Here is a 25,014-nt window from a genome sequence, read left to right as displayed (position 1 = left end):
CAGTACCAGAGTTTATATTTTTTACAGTACCAAAGTATTGTCAAAAATCAATTGTAATGATATAATAAATTTAAGTATAAATATATTTTATTGGGGGATTCTGAATGAAAAATATTTCTTTGGACAAATCATTGTCAAAGCCCCTGTATATCCAGCTTTATGACGCTATAGTAAGAGATATTTCCGATGGTTTTCTGCCTGACAAATTTAAACTTCCGGCAAGACGTATATTAGCCAAGCAGCTCTCTGTATCACAAAACACCGTCAATGAAGCATATAATATGCTGGCAGACACAGGATATATAATTTCAATACCAAAAAAAGGGCATTTTGTCTCATTTAACTCCGGTGAGTTTGAGGATATTCCATGGGATATTGACGCAGGCGAAACCTATGTTTTTACGCCTAACGCTGTTGATATTACTTATTTCAAACGCAGCAGTTATGCTAAAATTGTCCGCAATATTGTCTATAATGACGGAATTGACATTTTTAATCATCCCGAAAAGAACGGCGAACATTCTCTGCGCGCCGCTGTCGCAAAATACTTATATTCCTTCCGCGATATTAAATGTTCTCCGCGTCAGATAATCATAGGTGCAGGCTCGGAGTATCTGTTGACGCAGCTTGCCGATGTTCTGATAGATTTTGGGAAAATTGGAATGGAGGTCCCGGGATTTTCACGCTCGTACTGCGCCTTCACTGACAGCGGCACGGACGTTATTAATATACCTATATCTATGTCAGGATTAAATATAGACGATTTATATAAATCAAATTGCAGTATATTTTATTGTATGCCCCACTGCCATTATCCGACCTGTTATAAAATGAGCGAAGAGCTTAAAATGGATTTGCTTAAATGGGCGTCTGAATCTCCCGGCAGATATATAATAGAGGATAGCTATGATTCCGAACTCACGTGGGATTCATCTGACACTCTCTACAGCATGGATAAAAACGGAAAGGTGATTTTTTTAAACACATTTTCCAGAGCGCTGTGTCCCGGTTTGAAAACCGCATATATGATACTGCCGGACGAACTGCTTTCAAAATGGAGAAAAAAACACAAGTTTTATTCTTCTTTTGCGTCAAAAACAGACCAATACGCTTTGGCTGAATTTATTGAAAAGGGATACTATACTAAGCATTATAAAACCATGCGACGGGTATACCGAGACAAGCGCGAACTATTAAAACGTGAACTTATCGAATCGTTAGGCAAAAAAATAACAATATCCCCAAAATCAGACAGCACAAACGTAATCGTAACCTTTAATCTTGACATGTCATCCTCTGAAATAAAAAGCAAAATCAGTGCGGCCGGAGTAAAAATCATGTCTATTAAAGAATACAGCATTCTGCCGTCGCCTCTGATTCCAAAACGCACATTTTTACTTGGTACCGGAAGATTATCCACAGCTCAAATAAAGGAAGCCTGTCAAAGAATTGCACAGGCACTAAGCTAAAGCAGCATAAAAAACGCAGCAGTCATCAAACTGCTGCGCTATATAGTCTAACTTTTTGGGATCACATCAAAGAAACTAATCTTTAAAATAAATCAATCTCGGCGGTTTCATTAATCCTACGCTTACCACATTATAATCTTGTGAATAGTTATCACCCATAGGACAGAAACAGCTGTCCTTTGTAACCAGCGGTTTATTTGTTATATGCAATGGTCCCAGCATATTCCTAGGACTTCCGTACACGTTTATAACTATCTCATTTTCTCCCTCATGTAAAAACTTTCCGACAGCCACAATCCCGGCTTCTTTCCACGGAATTTTAATCTCCCTGCCGTTTATCACAGCTGACGAAGATACTCCGTCAAAATCCTTTGAGATTAAATATATTTCTTTATTGGGCAATTCGGGCAAACAGCATTTAAACTTATACGCTATACCTCCGCAATAATGAAAATATCCCTGCCCCGTTATATCGCCCAAACTAATAGATTCCGGTTTTTTAATGATTTCACGATTTGCGCATACCCCAAAATCACCTAATATATAACAGCATTCAAGCTCCATATCGTTTGTGTAATTACATTGCAGTCTCAGTTTATGAACGCCTTCAGTTATTTTCGGAAGCTGAATACATTTAAAAGATTTATCCAAAAAACAGCCGACCGAATTATTATCAATTATTTTTCCGTCCAGTTCAATTTTAAAGCATTCCGATCTTTCAATAACCAACTCTGCATCATCCACGCCGGTTAAAGATTTAAACTCAAATTCCAGCCAAACATCTTTTCCATCGTTTTTATGACGCGTGTTTACCCAGCGGTATCTTTGTTCAAGTCCATTATGATAAATTTGGCGCATTTCAAGATTCTCTCTGATTTCTTTTTGTGCTTTCCAAACATCTATGTTTTCCGACCACTTTTCATCCATACAATATCTGCACATATCAAGAGCTAAAATATTTTTTGTATCGGCTTCATATGCGATATATTCGACTGGAATTTCTTCAGTTTTAATCCGGTTGTCTTCTGCATTCCATATCTGAACATCTCTGCTGCCGCATTCAACATATTTATTGGTAATATAAAACATTGAGCTTTGGCAGCCTTGCATATATTCATCAAAACATACCCTGCCTTTTGCATATTTGAAATCACAGGACGTTAAAGTTCCTGTTAAAAGATTTAAAGAATATACATATAAATTATTCTGTTCCAAGTTCTCTAAAACATCTAACTTTATATTGACCTCATGAGCGCTTTCCCTGTCATTATTAGATAAAAAGAGGATATATCCGTTTCCGTCATATCTCAGCTGATATAAAATATTTTCTTCCTCTTTATCATTCTCATAAATTATTGAAACTTCGCGTTTAACATTTTTATCCAAATAATTAATAAGCTCATTTTCTGAAAACAGTTTCACAAAATTATGATGATTTATAAGCAAAGATAATTTTTCAGATACTTCTCCCTCAATTAATCTCGGAAACGGAGCAAGTCCAAGCACAGTTCCGCCGTTTTCCATAAACTCCATAACTTTTGTGTAAGTTTCTGAAAGCAAGTTTTCACAAAACGGCATTATCACAGTATTGTACTCACATTTCCCAATAACAAATTTATCATCGCTGCAGCTTCCGTATTCGCTTATTATAACCTCATCACCGAGGTCACAGTCATAATGCTTATTACAAAGATTTTTTACGAGTGAATTAAAGGTATCTCCGAGTTCATTAAGCTTAGGTATATCACGCTCCTGATTCCTCTTTGGATTGCCATAAGGACTGCATCCCAGCCGGCTCCACACCGTTGTCATTGGATGAACAACCAGAACCGTTCTTATCGGCTCTCCGCATCTTAACATATATGACAGACGAGCAAAATAATCCTCTACCGTTTTATATTCCTTCCACCAGCTGGTGTTACAGTTTATACTCGGCGGATAATCCCGCTTGCGGCAGCCTCTAAGCGAATAAAGCGCCAAGTGCTGACACCTCTGATTAACTCCAAGCGCATACTGCCAGTCTCCTACCCATTTCTGTCCCTCAAAACTAAAGTCCCAGCCGGTACAGCCATACATTTCCGATAACACTATCCCATGTCCCAACTGATTAGAGACGCTCGAACACTGCTTAACCGTTATATATTCCTCTGCACGTTCAGTGAGCATATCAATCGCCTGAATATCCTCAGCGGCATAATGGGGCATGACAGAACCGTTCACACGGCAGGACAAACCCAGCTTATCTTCCTGCAAAAAATGACCGGTGAATAATAGATTATTTTCTCTGCACCAATCTCCAATCTGAACCGAATAGGCTTCCTTAAACCGTTCCGAGACCGTTCGCCAGTAATCATGTCTTATTTTTTCACTCTTTTCACCATTAAAATAAAAATATGGTATCATATCTAAAACATCATAACCGCGTTTTTCAAAAAAGTATTTCTCAAATTCCTCAGTCCACGGTATCCAGCTTCGATTTGGATTAAACGATGCGTGCCTGTCCGCAAGGCTGGGCTCATCTGTAAATATTCCGGGAATCGTAACGCCAAACTCACTGCCTACCGCCTTTTTATATTTCTTATGTGTATTGTTTATAAAATCACTTACTGTATCAAAACTCAAGTTATCAGGAGGAGCGGAGTTGTTGAACCATTCAGACTTTCCGCTGACTTCAAGTCTCGCAATCAGCAAAGCCTCTTCATCACTAAGTATTAAACCTTCAGCATAACGTATTCTTTCAAGACTGTAAATTTCCATTTCATAAACTTTTGTTTTATATAATGCAAGTACATTTCCTTCTATTTTCTCAGGAACAGAAAAATATACTTCAAGAGTAAGCCCCTTACAGCTGTTTTTATCAGTTGCAGTTATACTTCCGCCGCAGGTTCCTGACGGCCATCTGTCTTCATCATAAAGCCATGAAAACATACCATTCTTTTTTGCCTCATCAACAGCCGCAGACACACATTCAAACCACTTATCACTTAAATATTCAGTCTCCAAACCGTCCCGCGAATGAATAAAAAATCCGCCTATACCGCAGGACTTCATTTCACGTATCTGTCTTCTGATTTCATCAGTATCAAGCTCATCATTCCAAGCCCAGAATGGAATTGAACGATACTCTGAACCGGGATTTTTAAATTCATTATCAAAATCAACCTTTTTCATAGCTGCCTCCGATTAGTTGACTGTCTCTTCGTATTCAATATTCCAAAAAATAATCTTCTCCCGGTTTTCACTATATACAACATAGATTTTATCATTTCCATCGCAAACAATTGACGGATACGCAAATGCACCGTCGCAATTTTCAAGAATATAAAGTTCTTTCCAGCTGCTTCCGTTATCGTCTGAATATGATAATATAATAGGCGTTCTTGCGCCTTTTGTCATTCCCGGTATATTTTCCCTAGGGTTATATGCAAGAACTAAAGTTCCATTCGGAAGTTTAACAGCGTCAATACCGCTATTGTTGTTAGGAAGCCCCGTGTCATAAGCTAAGTTCCATGTTCTCCCCATATCATACGAATCGCTTTTAAAAATCCTTGAACTTGTGCTCCTAAAGAGCATATGTACAATATTTTCGTCATCTTCCCAAATGGTTGGCTGAATAATACCTTTTCCAAAACAAAAAGTCTTGTTATATACCCTGTCACGAATTCTCCGCTCATTTGGATTTATTCTGCGGATAGGAACAAACTCGCTCATTTCCCATGTTTCACCATTATCATCCGAAATGTCTGCAAACGAGTTCCAAGAATCCCCCTCAAGCGAAGCAGGCGCAAGAATAGTCTTGTTATCTGACAAATATATAGGCTTATTTTTAACAGGACCTCGTCCGCCTATATCTCCTTTTACGAGTTCTTTCGGGCTGCTCCAAGTCTTGCCCTCATCATCTGAATATACGTATTCAGTGTGCCATTTTGGGATTTCAGGACCTAATTTAAAATATAAAATAATTCTATCATTATTGAGTCTAAAAAGCACAGGATTCCAAGCAGCAATATTCATAACATCCACAGTCTTTTTAGGTTTCTGCCACACGCCGTTTAATCTCTTTGCAGTCCAAATAGCAGTATCCGGGTCCTTTTCAAACCTGCCTCCAAACCATGCCGCAAGCACGTCGTTATTTTTAAGCGGCAGTACCGTCGGCGCATGCGGGCTGTCAAACTCACGGTCATCACCGAAAATCTCTTCTCTAACAGCTTTTTTAACTTTAAACATTTTATTTTCTCCTTATTTTATATATACTCAATAATTTATTAAACCTATTATATATGGCTTTCAAATTAAATTGCTATAACTTTATGATTGAATTAATTAATGTCATTATTTTAGAAACTTTGACTAAGCTGTAACTATTCTCCAACCTATAAGATGGGTATTATACAGATCAGCTCATTTTATCATTACTAATAATGTCATTATTTGGGATGCTCATAATGCGGTCAAACTTTATAAATACATATTACAATTTTATACTAGTTATATATAATGCAATATACATAACCGGTACATATTTCAGTTAAAAGTCACAGAATCAAATCATTATTTGTACAACAAATTTAAATTAGTATAAAAAATATTTTTAATTATAAACCTGTGACTTTATTTACTATTTAAATATTGCATCAGTGAACTTCGGCAGGGCGCGTAAAACGCGCCGCGTTAGGTGAGCTCTCGTCTGAACACGCACTGATTAAATCTAATATACATATTAATCAGAAATCAAATAAATTATTTTATTAAAAGTTATAGAATATTCAGATTTTTCATAATCCAATTCTCTATACGTTGATAAAACACCTGTAGAATATTTTAATCTTAAAACATCCATATTTTTTCAGTCTAAAATTTTTATTATCTTTTCAGCATAAAACGAAACAGTTAAAAAACTTTTTATTATAAATATTGATTTAAAATATGTATTCGTATTACTGCAAATGACAAAGATGGAATTTTTATATTATCATTCAATATTATTTCTGAACGCTTTGGAGCTATATTTTGGGGATTATCAATTGAGTTTTCGGAACCGACGCTTTCTCCGGTGAGAATTTCAATATGAGCGTAGTTTTCAAATTCTGTAGTTTCGGTGAAAGAACTTAAATCCAAAACCACACTAATATCCCTTTCAGCCGGATTTGCAATTTTTACTATTATATCATTACTATTTTTATCATAACATACAGATAAATAATTTTTATCATTACTGCCGGTTATACTGTATTTCAAAGTATAATCTCCGCTGTTGTTCATATACATGCTTTGAACATAATAATTGGGGGTTCCATAACAAGTCATGTCATTAAACCAAATCATATTTGTTTCCCACTGCATATAATTTATGCGGCAAAACAGCGGCGCATAGCTTGCCATATATACAACGTCTGCATTTCTCTCCAGACCTGTCATAAACGCCGCTTCCGTCACAGCAGAATATAGTGTGTTCCCATCTTGCTTTGCCGCATACTCTCCGGCAAAAACTTTTATTGACCTATCATAACCATCGTATCTTAAATCATTATTTAAAAACCATTCCCCGGGTTTGTAAAAGTGTTCGTCAACCGCATATGTGAATCCGGTATTTTCAGCCATATTCATTTTTATACGTTTCCATGCGCTGTCAAAATTATCTCCATCCGGGCTTGGTCCTGCACTTGATATAATTTTTATATCCGGATACACGGAATGTATAACTTTCTCAAACTCCTCATATCTCTCATACCACTGATTCCCGTCAGCTTCCCACTGTTCATTTCCCACACCCAGCAATGTAAGGTTAAACGGTTTAATGTGTCCCATTGAACTTCGCAATCCGCCCCATAGCGTGCTTTCATCGCCGTTGCAGAACTCAATAAGGTCAAGAGCGTCTTGTATATATTGATAAAATTCCGTTGAATACGTAACACCGTTTATCTCCACACCTATATCTTTCTCAGAATCCTCAGCATAAACCGGAACCGTTTCTTTTCCCTGATATTGACACGAAAGCCCAACATTTAAAACAGGCAAAGGGTCGCACTCAAGATACTCACACATCAGAAAATATTCATAAAATCCAAGACCATATGTTTGATTATAATCTAAATATTTTGGCCGTTTAGATACAGCCCACCTATTCCAATTTTGAGTTCGCTCCTGAGCAGGACCTACTGTATGTTTCCATTGATACCGATTTTCAATATCCCATCCCTCTATAACACAGCCTCCTGGAAACCTGAGAAACCCCGGCTTCATCTCTTTAAGCATTTCCGCCAGGTCACGCCTGAACACTCCGCACACAGCGTCACAAGGGATTACAGAAATCATGTCAAAGCAAACCGTTCCGACATCTTCTAAAGAAATCACAAAGTCACCATATCGTATACTGACTTCCGCAGTCAATATTGATTCGTACTTCTTCCATTCACCTGTGACGCTCTCTGCTATTATTCCACTGAAAGCAACAATTCCATTATTTACCGCCGAAGCAGATACCGTTCCATTATATGTGTCTGCTTTGGCGTAGAATGATACTTTATAACTTTTTCCGGCTTCAACATACATACCTTCATAGGCCTTATTCTTAAACTTGCGTCCGGAAAACTCAAGGTAATGAGGGTTTATTTCATTTAACCCATTCTCTGTCTTGTAATGCATAACGCCGTCGACAGCGCTCCAGGCATATCCTGGGCTTCTATAAGTTTCCTTTGTACCTCCATCACAGTCGTTGTGCATTATCTGTTCAAAAGAACGGTTTTCTATCATTTCGGCATATATTCCGCCGTCTGCCGCATAGTTAATATCTTCAAAAAATAATCCATACATGTTGGGTTGAATATTAACGCCTTTTTCAGAAGTAATATTTATCTTAAAATTATTGTCCGTCATCTATTTTTCCTCCCTTGATATGAGTATACTTGATTTATACTATAAATTCAATAACTTAAAACAAAATATTTTTAAACATCAAAATAATCTTAATATTTTATACTTACAAGTAACTTATCTTCTTATAATTGTAAAGCTCATTAAGCTTCAAATATGCTGCCAGAGTTATTTCCGATTACAAAAAAATAAAGGCCGGAATATCCAGCCTTTATTTCAACTTATAAATTTTATTCAGACCATTTCCAGTCTCTGATTTCCGGTAAATCTTCACCGTATTCTGCAATGTACTGCTTGTGTTCAACAATTTTATCATTCATCTTCTGAACCAAGTAAGCTCCTCTGTTGCCAAGCTGAGGCAGATGATAAATTACCTGCTGAACCAAATGGAATCTGTCGATTTCATTTTGAACGCGCATATCAAACGGAGTTGTGATTGTTCCTTCCTCCTGATATCCGCAAACATATAAGTCACGGTTGCGGCGATGATAAAGCAGCTCATGGATAAGAGTCGGATATCCATGGAAAGCGAATATTATCGGCTTATCCTTTGTAAACAATGTATCAAACTCTGTATCTGTCAATCCATGAGGATGTTTATCATGTGACTGAAGCTTCATCAAGTCAACAACATTAATAAATCTAATCTTTATTTCCGGCATATTCTCACGGAGTATTGTCACTGCGGCTAAAGCTTCCAAAGTCGGTGTATCACCACAGCATGCGATAACAACGTCAGGTTCGTCCCCCTGCTCGTTGCTTGCCCAGTCCCAAATGCCGATACCCTGTGTACAATGCTTAACAGCCTGGTCCATAGTGAGCCACTGCGGACGAGGATGCTTTGACGTTACCATAACGTTTACATAATTACGGCTTCTGATACAGTGGTCAAAACATGAAAGCAGGCAGTTTGTATCCGGCGGGAGATACATGCGTACAACGTCAGCCTTTTTATTCGTAACATGGTCCAAAAATCCCGGATCCTGATGAGTAAATCCATTGTGATCCTGCTGCCAAACGTTTGATGACAAGATATAGTTAAGAGACGCAATCTTCTGTCTCCACGGAAGCTCAGATGTAACCTTCAGCCATTTAGCGTGCTGTGAGAACATCGAATCAACTATTCTTATAAACGCTTCATAGCTTGCAAAGAATCCATGACGTCCGGTGAGCAAATATCCTTCAAGCCAGCCTTCACACATGTGCTCGCTGAGCATTGAGTCCATAACTCTTCCGTTGCTTGCCAGGAACTCGTCAGATTCCAGCTTTTCAGCATTCCAGTCACGGTTCGTCTCCTCAAACACAGCGCCAAGACGGTTTGACATTGTTTCATCAGGGCCAAAAATACGGAAGTTTTTACTGTCTTCATTGAGTTTAAATATATCACGAACAAACTTTCCGAGTTCTATCATATCCTGAGCTTCTACAGCGCCCGGTTTTGGAACATCAAAAGCATATTCTCTGAAATCAGGCATACGAAGGTCACGCAGCAATAAACCGCCGTTAGCATGCGGGTTTGCTCCCATACGTCTGTCACCGTCCGGAGTAAGTTCCTCTAGTTCGGGTATAAGACGTCCGTTTTCATCAAAGAGTTCTTCCGGCTTATAGCTGAGAAGCCATTCTTTAAGAAGATCAAGATGTTCAGGTTTCTCCATAGTGATTGGAACCTGATGCGCACGGAACGAACCTTCAATCTTCTGTCCGTCAACCTCTTTCGGTCCAGTCCAGCCCTTAGGAGTTCTAAGAACTATCATAGGCCAAATCGGACGCGTGCTGTCATTATTTTCTCTTGCATTCTTTTGTATTTCTTTTATCTCTTCAATTGCAGAATCAAGAGCCTCAGCCATAAGCTTGTGCATTGTCATCGGGTCGTCGCCCTCAACAAAAATCGGTTTCCAACCGCAGCCTTCGAAGAACTTTTGTATTTCCTCATGTGAAATACGTGAGAAAATAGTCGGGTTGCTGATCTTATATCCGTTAAGGTGCATAATAGGCAGAACTGCACCGTCTGTAACAGGATTCAAGAACTTATTTGACTGCCATGCAGTTGCCAAAGGTCCTGTTTCGGCCTCACCGTCTCCAACTACACAAGCGGTAATTAAATCAGGATTATCAAAAACAGCTCCAAAGCTATGAGCCAGTGAATATCCAAGCTCTCCGCCCTCATTGATTGATCCAGGAGTTTCAGGAGCAACATGGCTGGATATACCGCCCGGGAAAGAGAACTGTTTAAACAATTTCTGCATTCCTTCAGTATCACGGCTGATATTTGGATAAATTTCGCTGTAAGAACCTTCAAGATATGTATTGGCAACCATAAAGTTACCGCCGTGTCCAGGTCCTGAAATATAAATCATATCAAGATCATACTTTTTAATAACTCGGTTTAAATGAGTATAAACAAAGTTTTGACCCGGAACAGTACCCCAGTGACCTACTATTTTTTTCTTTATGTGTTCCATTGTAAGCGGCTCGCGGAGAAGAGGGTTATCAAGAAGATAAAGCTGACCTGCGGCCAAATAGTTTGTTGCGCGCCAATAAGCGTCCATCTTTTCCAAATACTCTTGTGAAAGGAACTTATCGCACTCTTTTGTGTTAGACATATTATACCTCCTAAAATGTCTTTATAATAAGTAATTGTTTTTCAGTTATTTTCTATGTTTTACATTCACAGTTTGTATCAAAAATATAATTTAATAATATATTTCAAACAACCAGTGAAATCCAAATATAATAATATCATGATATTTTTTAATGTCAAGAGTCAGACTGATAAAATTTTAACATTCTACATAATTTTTTAACTTATGTTAAAATAACCAAAAAATTGACAAATTTTCTGTGTAAAATCACAATAAAAAAATTAAAGAAAAAATTTATAGCTACCATTTTTTTACTTGTAAAACTTCCGAAAAAACGTATATTTTATCGGTCTAATAAATAAATTTTTATATGCTTTTTAATTATTAAAAAATGGCTCATGGGTTATATTCCACAAGCCTTAGTTTTATTTAATTGTGATAATTTTTAAGTTAAGCATTTTTATATATGTATCTGCCGGTAACCGGATGCACTCTCTTTGCCAGCAAACAAGCTAAAGCACAAGTAATTAAATCACCGGGAATTGTCATAAGGAAACAATGCAGTATCATAAACCAAAAGCCCGGATAACTTGAAGTAACAAAATTTGTTATAAAGTAATAGTAGATTATACCAAAGCCATATATAATTCCCAATCCGGCTAAAACTCCGCAGAACATTCTGGCATATCCGCCCAGCTTACCATTTTTATAACTGATTTTTCCAATTGCATATGCGCCAACACAAAATCCAATTATGTAGCCAAACGTAGGTTTAAGAACATAACCTATTCCACCGCCACCGGTAAAAATCGGGATTCCTATAAGACCTAAAATCATATATAACAAAGCACTGATGCCGCCCATATTCCCGCCAAGCATTAGTCCGGCAAGAACTACGAACATTGTTTGAAGTGTAAACGGTATTGGCGGCACCGGAATTTTTATAAAAGCTCCTACCGCAATCAGCGCTGTAAATATTGCGCAAAACGTCATTTTTCTAATAGTTAATGTGTTACTTTTCATATTACTTCCTCCTTAAATGTTTTCCAAATTATAACATACTCAAGAATTATTGTCAACCATAAATTTGCTATTAGTTGACAATGCAAGCAAAAGAAAATATAACAAGAATATTTACAAGAAATGGCTCCCTGTATTATATAAAATTCGATTCATTTATTATTGAACAATCTTACTTAAATTCAAAATATAAATTAATAATTAAGTTTGGTATTAAAATATTAATAAATCAAGATATTAGTGTTTTATCTTGATTATACTATGCAATTTTAAATAATGGTCTGATTCATTTGTAACGATTTAAGAAACATTAATATTCAATATAATAAAATATGTTATTCTGTGATACAGACTGCAGCATATTAATCGGTTCGAATAAATTTTGATTACCAACTATATATTAACTAAACTGCAGTACGGACACGATAACAATAATAAATTATCATCGCCTGTATTAAATTTGTTAAACGTACGCTTTTCTTATAATACTCAATAATTTAAACAAAAAATATTAAAAAAACCGCACGAAACTTATCCGCGCGGCTTTGTTTATTATATCTTTCTAAATTACAGACCGGTATAAAAATCATTTATTTTATATTCATCTCTGTCTTTTAATACCTCTACAAAAAATCCGATTTCCCTTTCACTGCTGCCATATACTGATTTCTCAGCAGGCGTCATATTAAAATGACAAATAAAAGCAAATTTATTTTCATTTTCAAGTTCTTTATTTCCTGCATAAATTATACCGTCCAAAGAAGCTTCCTTCATTCCGAAAACTCCTTCTGAAAACTCATATCCGGCAACTGAGCCTGAAGTAAAATTTTTCATATCATCATACCGTTTTTCAGAAAACAATTTAAAAAAGTTTCTGATTGCTATTTTAGAATATTCAATATCTTCATTATCAGTTACCATAACAGTTTTTGTCTCACTGTCCCATGAAACATTTTTACCTAAAGCTTCCGAAACAGCGCGAACCGGCAGATATGTGGTTCCCTCATAAATAAAAGGTTCCACCTGACTACCCTGCTCATCAACCGGCATAAACTCAATATTATTTGACGATATTCTTATATCATCATAAAGGACGTCTATTTTCTTTGTCAAATTAGCGGCATATACTGTTGCGCCTATCGCAACCGACGCCAGCAGTGCAGCAGCACAAATTTTTAACTTAGTTTTCATTATCAGCACTTCAATTCTATAAATATTATATTACTTACTCTACAGTCAACTGCTCACATAACGGCTCCTGATTATTATTCCAAAGGAAAACTTCCGCTTTCTCTGAAACACCGTTAGTCAATTTTGGCAAGTCAAACTCCATTTCCTCATTCTGAGTTATATCATAAGTCTCAACATTTATTAAAACTCCATCCTTATCATACCAAGCAACATATATTTTTGCATCTTCCATAGCAAATACATCCATTTTGCCATTATTCTCTTTAACGTACGATTCATTCCTTTCAGCGCTGACGGAAACATTATCATAATACTTCATTGTTCCGCCGTTTCTAACAAAGCGTATTCCTCTCAATAAATAAGATTTATCAAAATCAGTCTCGGCCTCAGCTCCATTTTCAGATATAATATATTTTCCTTCTGCGCTGTCATACTCCGTATAAGGATATACAGAAACCTTTGCCTTCCCGGTAAAGAAATTCAATTCAATGCTGACATTATACCAAACATCCATATCAAGAACTAAATCACCGATAGATTTATCGCCTATTTTAAACGTTTGATCTCTCTCAGCTATAACTTTTATCATCTCTTTAAGTTCATTATCCGCATTTGTTCCTCTCAAAATAAATTCAGCGCTGCCTATTTTATTGTTATCTCCATATTCTAAGAAGTCAAATGACGCGGTTACTATACCTTTTGACTGAGCAGTAAAATTCCTGTTGGCGTTTGACCAAGTTGACAAAAGGTAACCGCTGTTTCCTGATATTGGTTCTGACCTTTTATCATCGTTAAAAACATATTCTCCATACCAATTATTTAAGTCAAACTCCTCATCAAGGAAAGGAACCTTAGACTCCTGACTCTGAACATCGCTGACGCCGTTAATAGAAATATCACTATATTTTGCCATTGAGTAATATTCCTTAACACTTGTTCCTTGAGCTGAATCATTCGCAATTCCTAAATAAACAGTATCAGATAGACCGTCAATTGTAAAACTCATAGGCTGCCGCGGATTATCAGTAAAGTCTATTCCGCTGTCCGAAACCGACATTGTAAGTTTATCGCCGCTTCGTTTCATTCTCAAATACTTAGGCAGGTGATACTCGGCTGCACCGGTATCGTACTTATCACCGTTTACAAGTTCGCTTCCGGAAGCATTTTTGAAATAACTTCTGGTTGATGAACTTCCGGCTTTGTTTCTGACAAATACGCTTACATTTTCTCCGTACTTTTCCCAGCCATCAGCCAGCATAAGCATCCTGGAGTTTGGCTCCAAACTCTCACGAAGCATAATTCCCGAAACCTGTTTATTTTCAAACTTAGGTATCTCCTTTACTTTGACAATAATATCAAAATCTCCCTTGACTTCTTTATACATATATGCGCACTTATCCGAGCTGTTTGTAGTTATCTGCCCGGAACCCGAAATAGTATAAACACCGTTATTATCCATAGTTGCGCTGGCTAGATTATTGAAAGAACAGTTCTTTCCTATCTGCGTATATGAAAAGCTTCCGGGTTCGGCTGTTCCGACAACATATACTATAGCTGTTGTGCTCTGTGTCTTTTCTCCATTAGAATTATAAGCACGGCTGGTCAAGTGATGTACTCCCGGCTCTAAAGATATATCATCATTAATTTCAGCCGAGTTATAAGTTTTCAGCAATTGATTTTTATCGTAAAGTTCAAATTTTGTTATTTCAGTCCCCTGAACCGGCGTAGCTGCCGCATGATAATTAACGGTTTCAGTATCCTCAACAACAGTCCAATTTCCATTATTTACAGTAAGCCCATTAACCGTTTTATTTACAGACGCAATAGCCGGAGACATAACGACAATCTCGGGATTAGCAGGCTTAGAAGCTTTGGCTGTCCAGTCATTTACATATGCTTCTATCCAGGTATATCCCTTATATTTCCCATTTTCCACTATATCGGTTTCAGAAGCGCTGCCCATATTGTTTTCAGCTTTCCAGTCCTCAGGTATCTCAAAAGTTCTGTGAATTTCTTCTGTCGGTATCAACCCGGCTATCTCATCCGCATTATTAATAATTCTTCCTGTCTGATGCTTAACATCGTCAACAATTCTTGCATCGATAGCGTCTCTTTTTGGCAGAGAAGCTCCTGCGTCAGATAAAATCTTATCATATGCTTCCTCAGGAGTTGAGTAAGGCACAGAATATTCGCCCATATCAACCGGTGATTCTAATACAGTTGCAAGCGAACTATTATTCAAACCTTTTTTATTATCTGCTGTCACAAGCTGGCTTCCGAAAACATAGTTGCCGTTAACATAAAAATTAGAGTACGGCTTAACCTTTGCGTCATTAGAAACGTCAAAAATTCGTGTTCTCAGATTGCTCTTAGTACTCGGTCCATACATATAATAATTGCTGACTATATTTACATTTGAAGGCGTTTGCGTTTTATTATGTATTGAGTATGATTCCGCTCCATAGAGTGAATTTGTCTGTCCCCAGTTATAAATTATATTATTGGCAATATCAGTAGACCCCAGCTCTCTGTCCAATCTTGGTGAACGGCTGTCGTGATGAGCCATTAAGTTATTATAAAATGTATAGTTCGTTCCGCCGATGATACCGCCGTATCCATGTTTGCCTTTAACGTGGCTTGACATAGCCAGGCTTTCAGAAGCTATAATATTCTGAACTGTAATATTTCTTCCTGTCTGATTCTTTGTGTCCTCGGTCGAACCGGCGTATAAAGTAATAAGCTCGTCAACCGACCATGAAAGACTGCAGTGGTCAAAGATTATATTTTTATTATATCTTCCGCCTAGACCATCAGGTTCGCCGCCGTTTTTATCAGTAGGGCGAACGCGCAGATATCTTATAATTACGTTTTCAACTCCACTGTCAAGAAGTAAATCCCCGCCTGAAATAGTCACACCGTCTCCGGGCGCTGTTTGACCTAAAATAGTTAGATTGCTTTTCTTAATTTTCAGCGTTCCGCTGATTTCAATCGTTCCGCTGACATCAAAAACAATAATTCTGCCTGACTGTGAAACAGCGTCAGCAAATGAACCTGCTCCGCTCTTATTCAAATTTGTAACATGGTATACTGAAATATTGCTGTCTCCTCTGGCTCCTGTGGTATACTTTCCTCCGCCTACGGCGCCGGGAAATGCCAATAAATTCTCCTCAGCTGAAACAGTAACAGACATTGCCATAACTGACACCACACAGATAATGGCAAGTAATCCAAGAACTGATTTCACAATACGTCTTTTTAATTTTCCCACAAACATAAAACAATCCTCCGTCATAATTTCAAAAATACACACTATGAGTTTTAGTATACAGCATTTTATAATATCAGTCGAGTTCAAATTTTTATTTTTATATTAGATAAATAAATATTTTTTTAACAATCTTTATTTTCAAACGAAATATTACCATACATAAAAAAAGAGAGACGATAAACGTCTCTCAAAAAATATTCAAATTTCGGTTTACGGCTGTTTGCCGATGTAAGCCAAGATACCGCCGTCAACATAAAGAATATGTCCGTTAACAAAATCTGAAGCTTCACTAGCCAAGAAAGCGGCAGGTCCCTGAAGGTCTTCAGGATTTCCCCAACGAGCAGCAGGCGTCTTAGAGATAATGAATTGGTCAAACGGATGTCTTGAACCGTCCGGCTGCTTCTCTCTAAGCGGAGCAGTCTGAGGTGTAGCAATATATCCGGGCCCAATACCATTACACTGGATATTGTACTCGCCGTACTCTGAACAAATGTTTCTGGTAAGCATCTTAAGTCCGCCCTTAGCAGCAGCATAAGCTGATACAGTTTCACGGCCGAGCTCACTCATCATAGAACAGATATTGATAATCTTACCGGCACCCTTTTTAATCATGCTTGGAATAACAGCCTTTGACACAATGAAAGGAGCGTTAAGGTCAACATCAATAACCTGTCTGAACTCCTCAGCTGTCATATCGCACATAGGTATACGCTTGATTATACCAGCATTATTAACAAGAATATCAATAACGCCAACTTCTGCTTCAATTTTCTTTACCATTTCCTGAACAGCAGCTTCGTCAGTTACGTCGCAAACGTAACCCTTAGCGTCAATCCCGTCAGCACTATATGCAGCGAGACCCTTGTCCACGAACTCCTGCTTAATATCACAGAAAACAATCTTAGCGCCCATATCGGCAAATCCGCTGGCAATAGCATAGCCAATACCATAAGAAGCGCCTGTAACCAGAGCAACTTTATCTTTTAATGTAAACTTCTCTGAAATACCCATTTCAAAAACCTCCTAAAATTATATTTGCAAATATATTCACATATATTAATAGGTAAATTATAGCACAAGGATTTTTCATTGTCAAATGATTTAAGGTATATTTATTTAGCCGTTTCAAGAAATTTTTTCAAATCCTCTTCTCCGAATGTGTACCGTCTATCGCAGAAATGACAGCATATTTCAGCCTCGCCGGTCTCATCAATTATACTCTGAATCTGACCTTTGCCCAAAGAAATAATCGCCCTTTCCATTCTCTCTTTTGAACAGTCGCACTTATACCCAACATCCATGGTTTCCAATATCTCAATATCAAACCCAAGCATAACATATTTCAGCATTTCTTCGACGCTCATACCCTTATCCAGCATTTCGGTTACAGACATAAGCCCCTGAATAGAATTTTCAAGTTTTGTAAGCGTCGCGTCGTCACATTCCGGCATCACCTGAATAATATACCCTCCGGCGCACTTTACGGAATAATCACGATCCACAAGCACCCCAAGAGCAACAACGCTCGGAGTCTGCTCCGACTGCATATAATAAAAAGCAATATCGTCCCCAATTTCTCCGGTTTGGAGAGGAACCTGACCAATATACGGCTCTCTCATTTTGAGATCCTTTATAACCCCAAGCATCCCCTGACCGACAGCAGTCCCAACATCCAGCTTTCCATCCTCTCTCAAAGGAATATCAACAACCGGGTTAGCACAGTAACCTTTCACATTACCCATAGAATCGGATACAGACGCCATCATTCCGATTGGGCCGTCACCTTTAACCTGCAGGGTCAGCGACGGTTCTTTTCCTTTAAGCATGGCGCCCATCATCAGCCCGGCAGTCATCAGCCTGCCAAGAGCGGCACAGCAGACCGGGGAAAGCGTGTGAAATTTTTGAGCTGCGTTAACAGTTTCAGTAGTTTCTACCGCGTATACTCTTAGAAAGCCATCTTTAGTAATCGCTTTAATCAGCTTGTCCATAAGTATTCCTCCAACTATAATTTATTTTACTTTATCATTTGTTTTAAATCTTAAAAAATAGCCGCCCCGGCAGGAGCAGCTATAATTTCTTAGTTAATCTTTCAGTCAATCAAAATATATTAAAAGACTACGCAAGCTTTACGTCAACAGCCTGCGGACCTTTAGCACCTTCGATAACGTCAAACTCAACTGCAACACCTTCATCAAGTGTTTTGTAACCATCCATAGTTATAGCAGAGAAATGAACGAATACGTCCTTTCCGTCTTCGCCTTCGATGAAACCGAATCCTTTTTCTGCATTAAACCATTTAACTTTTCCTGTCATATTACAATACCTCCTAAAATTTCTGTCATTGATTCACAGGATGAGAATCATGACCTATGTACAGATTGTATCACAACCATTGTTACTTGTCAAGGAAAATTTTATAAATTTCCCAAAAAATCAATTTCGACAAAAAATACTATCACTTAATAATTTAAATATATTCTATTTTACGCTAAATTTAGTTACTATTTTTTAATTATACATACGTATGATATACTTATTATACATATACATTCTTTCTTTAGTCTTAATTAGCCAAATAGAAATATTTCAGCTGAATTTTTGTTATGAATTTATTTTATTTACAGAATAAATATAACTAATAATAATTCAATTAACAATCAGAGTATACCCAACAATTTCTATTTAAAACATAATAAACTAAATATCTTTCTTAAATCTGAAATCCAATGTTATAAATTTTCTTTCCTTTTTCAGAAATCCAATCATGTTTGGATAGTCTGCAATAAATTGAATAGAAATTTTAAAATTTATTATTAAAAAGGATTACGACAAACTTGTTATAAGTATGTTCACGCTACGCGTGAGATGACAGCTCACCTAACGAGGTGTGCTTACGCATACCCTGCCGATGTTCACCAAGAAACACCTATAAATTTTTGTCTAGTCTTTTATTGACTTTTCAGTTAATGAAAACAAGGCAGTTTGTATAACACACTCCTGTAAGGCGGGGGTACAGTCGCACCTACCTACGCTTGCAAAACCGCATTTTTCTATAATATGAATATTTTTTTATCATATTATGACTTTAAAATTTCTATCCAATTTATTGCAGCATTCACATATTCTTATTAAAAACAACCTAAAAAAGTTCTAGTAATAAAAAGTTACAACCAAAAACTATTTTAAAATTTAAATAAAAAATTCTACCTAAATCTTAAACTTAATGTTTTAAATATTTTATTCTTTTTATAGAAATCCAATTGTGTTTATAATTAAAATGGCGCTATAAAAATCCTTACAAAAAAACCATTGTAAGAGGCTTGTTATAGTCTAATACAATGGTCTTTTTATGATTTATTATTCTATATTACGGCTGGATTATAATTTTTTACAGCCTCATTGGTTATTGCTAGTCAGTAAGTCCGTTTGAAATATAATCTTCTATTTTCTCGTAATACTCCTGAACTTTCTCTTTTTCCGCGTCAGTTAGATTTTTTGTGTTAAGAGCCTTAATCTGCATTAACGCATCGTCATAGTTTCCGTCAATAATCAGCTGTTCAATATCCGCTATCTCTTTATCAATAGTAGTAGTGTCGTTAGCGGCTTCATCTGCTGTCTGAAGTTTAGGGGGGGCTGTTGCGTCCGCATCTTCTTTGTCTCCGGCTTTTGCCTTAACATCATCTTTGTCACCGGAAGTATTTCCTTCCTCCGAACTGCTGTCCTTGTCTGAATCTGTTTTCTTATCAGTGTCGGGCTTTGCAGTTGCCTTATCCTCTTCAGATTTTACAGAGTTTGATACAGGCGCTTTGGTTGGTTCAGCATTATCCTTATCCGTGTTTCCACAGGCAGCCAAAACGCTCACCGCTAAAACTCCTGTCAGCACTATTGCCATTAACTTTTTCATAAGTTTTTCTCCTCTCATAACTTAATTTTATATTTTTCTAATCTATATCTTTATTATCCTGCTGCAGAACATATTTTGCGTAATCGGCAATCTTTTCATATTTTTCCTTTGATACCATGCTTAAATCTAAAATTTGATTTTTGTCAATCACTACACGGCGTTTCTTTGCCCTGACAACAAAATATGCTGTAATGTTGCTGGTCACCATTCCTATACTTCCTATACCTGTCATCATCAACAGCACTGCAACAACTCTTCCTCCTGCAGTTATGGGCGCCACGTCGCCGTATCCGACAGTACATACCGTCACAATACTGCACCATAACGCGTCAAAGTATGAATTCATCGTTATACCGTTTTCAAAATGATACAAAAATGCGGAGCCTATCAGCATCCACACCACAACTGCCCCTAAAAGATATAAAAATCCGTTTGAATTCATAACTATGTGTACTGCTCTAAGCACCCTTTTCACGGCAAACATCATCCTGAACAGAGTGAAAATCCTGAAAACTCTAAACCCGGGCAAAGGCAGAACAGCCAAAAAATCTAATATATTCCGTGTAAAAAACTGCTTTTTGTCATCGGAAATCACCAGCCGAACAATATAATCAGCGAGAAAAATCAGCCATAAAGCCGCTTCAATTATCAGCCACACGGGCTGCTTTATGTAACTTATATTTCCAAGAAACTGATTTATTAATATCAAAAAGCTGAAAACTGCCATCAGACAAAATAATACCTGGTAAACCAAAAATTTCTTTTTAATATTTTCAGAATCCGAGCCCGACATTTTATCTACTATCTTTTCATTTAAGTTATAAATCTCAAGTTCTTCTTTCTGAATTTCATGTCTCTTTTGATTTAAATCTTCCTTAACCATATTTCTTACTCAGCCATAACGCAGGCTACCTTGCGCTTAACTCCATATCCGGCTTCCCATACCGCGCAAACCTTGTCAGCCACCGAAACAATATAACTCTCTCTGTGACGGGGCCACATCTTGCCGCACAGCCACATGTGATTTTTAATTATATCGCGTTCAAGCGGTGATAACTCTGTTAACTGCTCCGCATTTTCAAGAGCGATACTGGAGTGCAGAAACGCATGTTTTGCAACTCCGAGCCCCGACCCCTGCCAATCGTAGTAAAACAAATCATGAAGCAATCCTGCCCTGGCAGCGGCAACGTAATCAAGCTTTAACTTCTTGCAAACAACAAAACTATAATATGCTACATTTATACAGTGCTGCATCCTGCTAACGCCGTAATGATGACTGCACTCGTCTAATTTTCTAAACTCGGGTGTATAAATCAAATCCTCAACAATTTCCAAAAACTCATTGTAAAGATTGTTATCAGCATTGACCATATAAACATCCTGCTTTCAAAAAAATTTTTTATTCTTATTCAATTCAAATACCATTATACACTCAGTTTGCATTAAAATCAATAAACAATTATGTCCAATAATCTATTTGACAATCTATCTTTTATATACAATACTACATAATTCAATTAACAGACAAGTATACGGCAGAAACGGCACCGCTTCCGCCGCGCCATCCTGCCGTATATATAATCGGATTACGATTTCTCCGTTAACCGAATTTGATAACAGTATATTATTCAGGAATCTGCTCGCTCAAAACTACTGAAACAGACTCAGTCTTGCCCGTAGCATACTTATAAACTTCCAGCTTAACCGTATCTCCAGGTGACTTTGTATCTTTATACTCAGTTAGGTCTGAGCCTTTAGATATGGTCTTATCATCTATCTTGGTGATAATATCACCCTGCTGTAATCCTGCGTTTCTTGCATTATCCGTTGTTACAGACATAATCTGCGCGCCCTGAGGCCATCCATACTGCTGAGCCATATACGCCGATACGTCACGTGTTGACAATCCTATAACCGGTCTTCCCTTAACATAACCGTAATCAAGAAGGTCGGATATAATAGGCTTTGCCTCTGAAATCGGGATAGCAAATCCCATACCCTCTACACCGGTAGTTGTTACTTTAACCGCGTTGATGCCTATAACCTCGCCTTTGGAATTAACAAGCGCTCCGCCTGAATTTCCTGAATTAATAGCAGCGTCGGTCTGAATAAGATTCATTGTTCTGTTGTCAACCTGAACAGTTCTGTTAACCGCACTAACTATTCCCTGTGTTACGCTTCCAAAGAACTCAAGACCCATTGGGTTACCTATTGCGATAGCCGTCTCTCCTACCTCTACTTTTGTAGAATCGCCGAGGTTCGCTACTGTGAGTTCTTCTGTCGGCTCTATTTTTATAACTGCAAGGTCGGTTTGGTCATCCGCGCCGATAACCTTTGCCGCATATTCAGAACCGGTGTTGAGCTGAACAGATACAGAACTTGAATCAGCAACAACATGGTTGTTTGTTACAATATATCCATCGGCGCTGATAATTATGCCTGACCCCTGTGCTTCTGATGTGCTGTATCCGCCGAACAAACTCATCTGCCCCTGAACCGTGCTCTTTATTCCGACAACAGCCGGGCCGACTTCCTTTGCTATCTCTGTTGTGTCTTTGCTTCCTGTGGTTGAAGCGGTGCTTGTGGCTCCGCCTGTGCTTCCTCCGCTAGACTGTCCGTCGTCGGTTTTAAGCTGTTCTGATAAAGTGGTTTTGTTTGTCGCCGTTCCGCTCTTTGAACCAAACGAGTGACCGAGAGCAAACGCGCCGCCCAAAACCGCTAAATTGAGAACCGCCGCCGCCAAAAGTGCCGCAACATATCTGACTGATTTCTTATCGGTTTTTTTCTTGTTTATATGTTCATTATACGGAACTCCGGGGTTTCCGTTCCCGTTTGACTTGTATGCGGCATTAAATCCGTTATTATAAGCCTGATTGCTGTAAGGTCCGCTTTGATAAGAAGTTGAACCCTGGGTGTTATATGAGGTGTTTGCCGATTGGCTCTGACTGTTTTGGTTCTGGTAATTTGTTCCCGAATACTGGCTGTTTTGATTAAAAGATTCACGTGCGTTGCCGCCCAAAGCCGAACCGCTGTAACTATATGAAGCTGTTTCAGTTGAAGAAGCTGTATTTTCTGTCTTGTCACTGATTTCTATTTTAGCTTCCGCCTGACTTGGTATATTTTCCTGAGTAGTTGAGGCTTCGTTCATTTCAAACGCCGCCGTTTGCTCACTCTTTGAATTATCATTATTATTTTCGGTCACAGAATTTTCTGTTCCGGATTTTTCTGTTCCGGAATTTTCTGCTCCGTCGCCTGAAGTCATATCAAACTCTTTTTTGAACTCGTCCATACTGATACCTCCTATATAATATATAAAAAATTTAACTGTTTGAAAATAAACAAGTTTTCTATCTCCTTGCTATGTTTAACATTATATACGGAAGATATGAAAAAATTATGACGAAAGTGTAAAAGAATTGATTAATTTAAAAAACATTAATTTTCATATAAAAAAGCGGCTTTCCGAAATGGAAAGCCGCCCAAAGTTCGGGCAAAACATAGGAACCGAATTCTGCACAGCAGCGAGGTGAGAAGTTTAAATAGTTAAATATATTTTTAAAATTTCATTTAATATTATTCAAAGACAGCTTTAAACTGCAAGCAAGCTTGCTGAATAAAGATAAAAGAAAATTAAAAATGGTTAGCCTTTGTTGTCATTTATTTAATGACAGAAAGGAGATGATTCACATGGATTATATGAACATAATTATTTTTATGATTGTTTTCATCACTCTAATTGAGTCAATAAAAAAGTAACCGCCCTTACCCCAAGGAACGCGGTTACTTTAAAACCCCAATTCTCGGCTAACCGTTTAGCGGTTACCTCTTACCTACTTTTATTATATCATTTTTTTTAAAGTTGTCAAGGTCATTTTTATCTATTATATGTCTTTATGTAAAATACTTTTAATTTGACTTTATTCGATAAATCAAATATAATATTATAGAAGCAGGTAAAAGGAAATTGTAGGACGGTTAGCCTCCCTATATCACTTATTTAGTGATAGAAAGGGGGTGATTTGTATGGAGTATGTTTACATAATTATTTTTATGATTGTTTTCATAACTCTCATTGAATCAATAAAAAAGTAACCGCCCTTACTCCAAGGAACGCGGTTACTAAAACCAAAACTTTGGGCTAACCGTTTAACGGTTACCTTTTATCTGTTTTTATTATATCATTTTTTTCATAAATGTCAAGGTCATTTTTCGTCTTTTATATGCTTTTATATAAAATACTTTTAATTTGACTTTATTCGATAAATCAAATATAATATTATAGAAGCAGGTAAAAGGAAATTGTAGGACGGTTAGCCTCCCTATATCACTTATTTAGTGATAGAAAGGGGGTGATTTGTATGGAGTATGTTTACATAATTATTTTTATGATTGTTTTCATTACTCTCATTGAATCAATAAAAAAGTAACCGCCCTCTTAGCTAGGATAGCAGTTACTTTTTAACTTTACTCTTGGCTAACCGTTTAACGGTTACCTTTTATCTGTTTTTATTATATCATTTTTTTATAAATTGTCAAGGTCATTTTTATATATTATATGTTTTATGTAAAAAACTTATAATTTGACTTTATTCGATAAATCAAATATAATATTATATTTAGCAATTTAAAGGAAGCTCTCTTCGACAGGCTCAGAGGCAGCTTTGAACCCGCAAGCAAGCTTGCTGATTGAAGATAAAAGAAAATTGA

General features: G+C 37.3%; 15 protein-coding genes. 1 reads left to right on the top strand and 14 read right to left on the bottom strand.

What is annotated here, in order from left to right:
• The first annotated feature begins 104 nt into the window (after nucleotides 1–104).
• Nucleotides 105–1,469: a MocR-like pyridoxine biosynthesis transcription factor PdxR gene (gene pdxR / locus B9O19_RS10100; RefSeq protein WP_102366294.1), complete on the top strand. Its 1,365-nt coding sequence runs from the start codon at nucleotides 105–107 to the stop codon at nucleotides 1,467–1,469.
• A gap of 75 nt (nucleotides 1,470–1,544) precedes the next feature.
• Here pdxR and B9O19_RS10095 read toward each other — a convergent pair whose 3' ends face one another.
• From B9O19_RS10095 to B9O19_RS10030, 14 genes are all read right to left on the bottom strand, one after another.
• Nucleotides 1,545–4,640 carry a glycosyl hydrolase gene (locus B9O19_RS10095; RefSeq protein WP_102366293.1) on the bottom strand — a complete coding sequence of 1,032 codons (3,096 nt, stop codon included), beginning with the start codon at nucleotides 4,638–4,640 and terminating at the stop codon, nucleotides 1,545–1,547.
• Between the two features lie 12 nt (nucleotides 4,641–4,652).
• The gene (locus tag B9O19_RS10090; RefSeq protein ID WP_102366292.1) at nucleotides 4,653–5,696 is read right to left on the bottom strand and encodes a sialidase family protein; all 1,044 of its coding nucleotides are present in this window, start codon (nucleotides 5,694–5,696) and stop codon (nucleotides 4,653–4,655) included.
• 678 nt (nucleotides 5,697–6,374) lie between these two features.
• The gene (locus B9O19_RS10085; protein ID WP_102366291.1) at nucleotides 6,375–8,345 is read right to left on the bottom strand and encodes an alpha-L-arabinofuranosidase C-terminal domain-containing protein; all 1,971 of its coding nucleotides are present in this window, start codon (nucleotides 8,343–8,345) and stop codon (nucleotides 6,375–6,377) included.
• 227 nt (nucleotides 8,346–8,572) lie between these two features.
• Nucleotides 8,573–10,945, bottom strand: a complete 2,373-nt coding sequence (locus B9O19_RS10080; protein WP_102366290.1) for a phosphoketolase family protein — start codon at nucleotides 10,943–10,945, stop codon at nucleotides 8,573–8,575.
• Nucleotides 10,946–11,374: 429 nt separating this feature from the next.
• On the bottom strand, nucleotides 11,375–11,947 hold the full coding sequence (locus B9O19_RS10075) for a biotin transporter BioY (protein ID WP_102366289.1): 573 nt from the start codon (nucleotides 11,945–11,947) through the stop codon (nucleotides 11,375–11,377).
• Nucleotides 11,948–12,511: 564 nt separating this feature from the next.
• On the bottom strand, nucleotides 12,512–13,135 hold the full coding sequence (locus B9O19_RS10070; RefSeq protein WP_102366288.1) for a copper amine oxidase N-terminal domain-containing protein: 624 nt from the start codon (nucleotides 13,133–13,135) through the stop codon (nucleotides 12,512–12,514).
• 34 nt (nucleotides 13,136–13,169) lie between these two features.
• Nucleotides 13,170–16,409, bottom strand: a complete 3,240-nt coding sequence (locus B9O19_RS10065) for a pectate lyase family protein (RefSeq protein ID WP_102366287.1) — start codon at nucleotides 16,407–16,409, stop codon at nucleotides 13,170–13,172.
• Between the two features lie 204 nt (nucleotides 16,410–16,613).
• Nucleotides 16,614–17,414 (bottom strand): gluconate 5-dehydrogenase, encoded by an 801-nt coding sequence (locus B9O19_RS10060; protein WP_102366286.1) that lies wholly within the window; start codon nucleotides 17,412–17,414, stop codon nucleotides 16,614–16,616.
• 101 nt (nucleotides 17,415–17,515) lie between these two features.
• The gene (gene hslO, locus B9O19_RS10055; protein WP_102366285.1) at nucleotides 17,516–18,391 is read right to left on the bottom strand and encodes an Hsp33 family molecular chaperone HslO; all 876 of its coding nucleotides are present in this window, start codon (nucleotides 18,389–18,391) and stop codon (nucleotides 17,516–17,518) included.
• Nucleotides 18,392–18,518: 127 nt separating this feature from the next.
• A complete protein-coding gene (locus tag B9O19_RS10050) occupies nucleotides 18,519–18,716 on the bottom strand; it encodes a cold shock domain-containing protein (protein WP_102366284.1) in 198 nt (65 codons plus the stop codon).
• A 1,096-nt stretch (nucleotides 18,717–19,812) separates the two neighbouring features.
• Nucleotides 19,813–20,307 (bottom strand): hypothetical protein, encoded by a 495-nt coding sequence (locus tag B9O19_RS10045; RefSeq protein ID WP_102366283.1) that lies wholly within the window; start codon nucleotides 20,305–20,307, stop codon nucleotides 19,813–19,815.
• Nucleotides 20,308–20,344: 37 nt separating this feature from the next.
• Entirely contained in the window at nucleotides 20,345–21,190 is an 846-nt protein-coding gene (locus B9O19_RS10040; protein WP_102366282.1) for a potassium channel family protein, read from the bottom strand.
• 5 nt (nucleotides 21,191–21,195) lie between these two features.
• Nucleotides 21,196–21,678 (bottom strand): HD domain-containing protein, encoded by a 483-nt coding sequence (locus B9O19_RS10035; protein ID WP_102366281.1) that lies wholly within the window; start codon nucleotides 21,676–21,678, stop codon nucleotides 21,196–21,198.
• Nucleotides 21,679–21,931: 253 nt separating this feature from the next.
• Complete coding sequence (locus B9O19_RS10030; protein ID WP_102366280.1) at nucleotides 21,932–23,596, bottom strand: trypsin-like peptidase domain-containing protein; 1,665 nt, start codon at nucleotides 23,594–23,596, stop codon at nucleotides 21,932–21,934.
• Nucleotides 23,597–25,014 lie beyond the last annotated feature (1,418 nt).

Source organism: Monoglobus pectinilyticus (assembly GCF_002874775.1).
Classification (GTDB): Bacteria; Bacillota; Clostridia; order Monoglobales; family Monoglobaceae; genus Monoglobus; species Monoglobus pectinilyticus.
This window is presented reverse-complemented; position numbering and strand designations above follow the sequence as displayed.

Excerpts from the sequence above, each read along its gene's own strand:
- pdxR (WP_102366294.1), top strand. The coding sequence starts at position 105 with ATGAAAAATATTTCTTTGGACAAATCATTGTCAAAGCCCCTGTATATC.
- B9O19_RS10095 (WP_102366293.1), bottom strand. The coding sequence starts at position 4,640 with ATGAAAAAGGTTGATTTTGATAATGAATTTAAAAATCCCGGTTCAGAG.
- B9O19_RS10090 (WP_102366292.1), bottom strand. The coding sequence starts at position 5,696 with ATGTTTAAAGTTAAAAAAGCTGTTAGAGAAGAGATTTTCGGTGATGAC.
- B9O19_RS10085 (WP_102366291.1), bottom strand. The coding sequence starts at position 8,345 with ATGACGGACAATAATTTTAAGATAAATATTACTTCTGAAAAAGGCGTT.
- B9O19_RS10080 (WP_102366290.1), bottom strand. The coding sequence starts at position 10,945 with ATGTCTAACACAAAAGAGTGCGATAAGTTCCTTTCACAAGAGTATTTG.
- B9O19_RS10075 (WP_102366289.1), bottom strand. The coding sequence starts at position 11,947 with ATGAAAAGTAACACATTAACTATTAGAAAAATGACGTTTTGCGCAATA.
- B9O19_RS10070 (WP_102366288.1), bottom strand. The coding sequence starts at position 13,135 with ATGAAAACTAAGTTAAAAATTTGTGCTGCTGCACTGCTGGCGTCGGTT.
- B9O19_RS10065 (WP_102366287.1), bottom strand. The coding sequence starts at position 16,409 with ATGTTTGTGGGAAAATTAAAAAGACGTATTGTGAAATCAGTTCTTGGA.
- B9O19_RS10060 (WP_102366286.1), bottom strand. The coding sequence starts at position 17,414 with ATGGGTATTTCAGAGAAGTTTACATTAAAAGATAAAGTTGCTCTGGTT.
- hslO (WP_102366285.1), bottom strand. The coding sequence starts at position 18,391 with ATGGACAAGCTGATTAAAGCGATTACTAAAGATGGCTTTCTAAGAGTA.
- B9O19_RS10050 (WP_102366284.1), bottom strand. The coding sequence starts at position 18,716 with ATGACAGGAAAAGTTAAATGGTTTAATGCAGAAAAAGGATTCGGTTTC.
- B9O19_RS10045 (WP_102366283.1), bottom strand. The coding sequence starts at position 20,307 with ATGAAAAAGTTAATGGCAATAGTGCTGACAGGAGTTTTAGCGGTGAGC.
- B9O19_RS10040 (WP_102366282.1), bottom strand. The coding sequence starts at position 21,190 with ATGGTTAAGGAAGATTTAAATCAAAAGAGACATGAAATTCAGAAAGAA.
- B9O19_RS10035 (WP_102366281.1), bottom strand. The coding sequence starts at position 21,678 with ATGGTCAATGCTGATAACAATCTTTACAATGAGTTTTTGGAAATTGTT.
- B9O19_RS10030 (WP_102366280.1), bottom strand. The coding sequence starts at position 23,596 with ATGGACGAGTTCAAAAAAGAGTTTGATATGACTTCAGGCGACGGAGCA.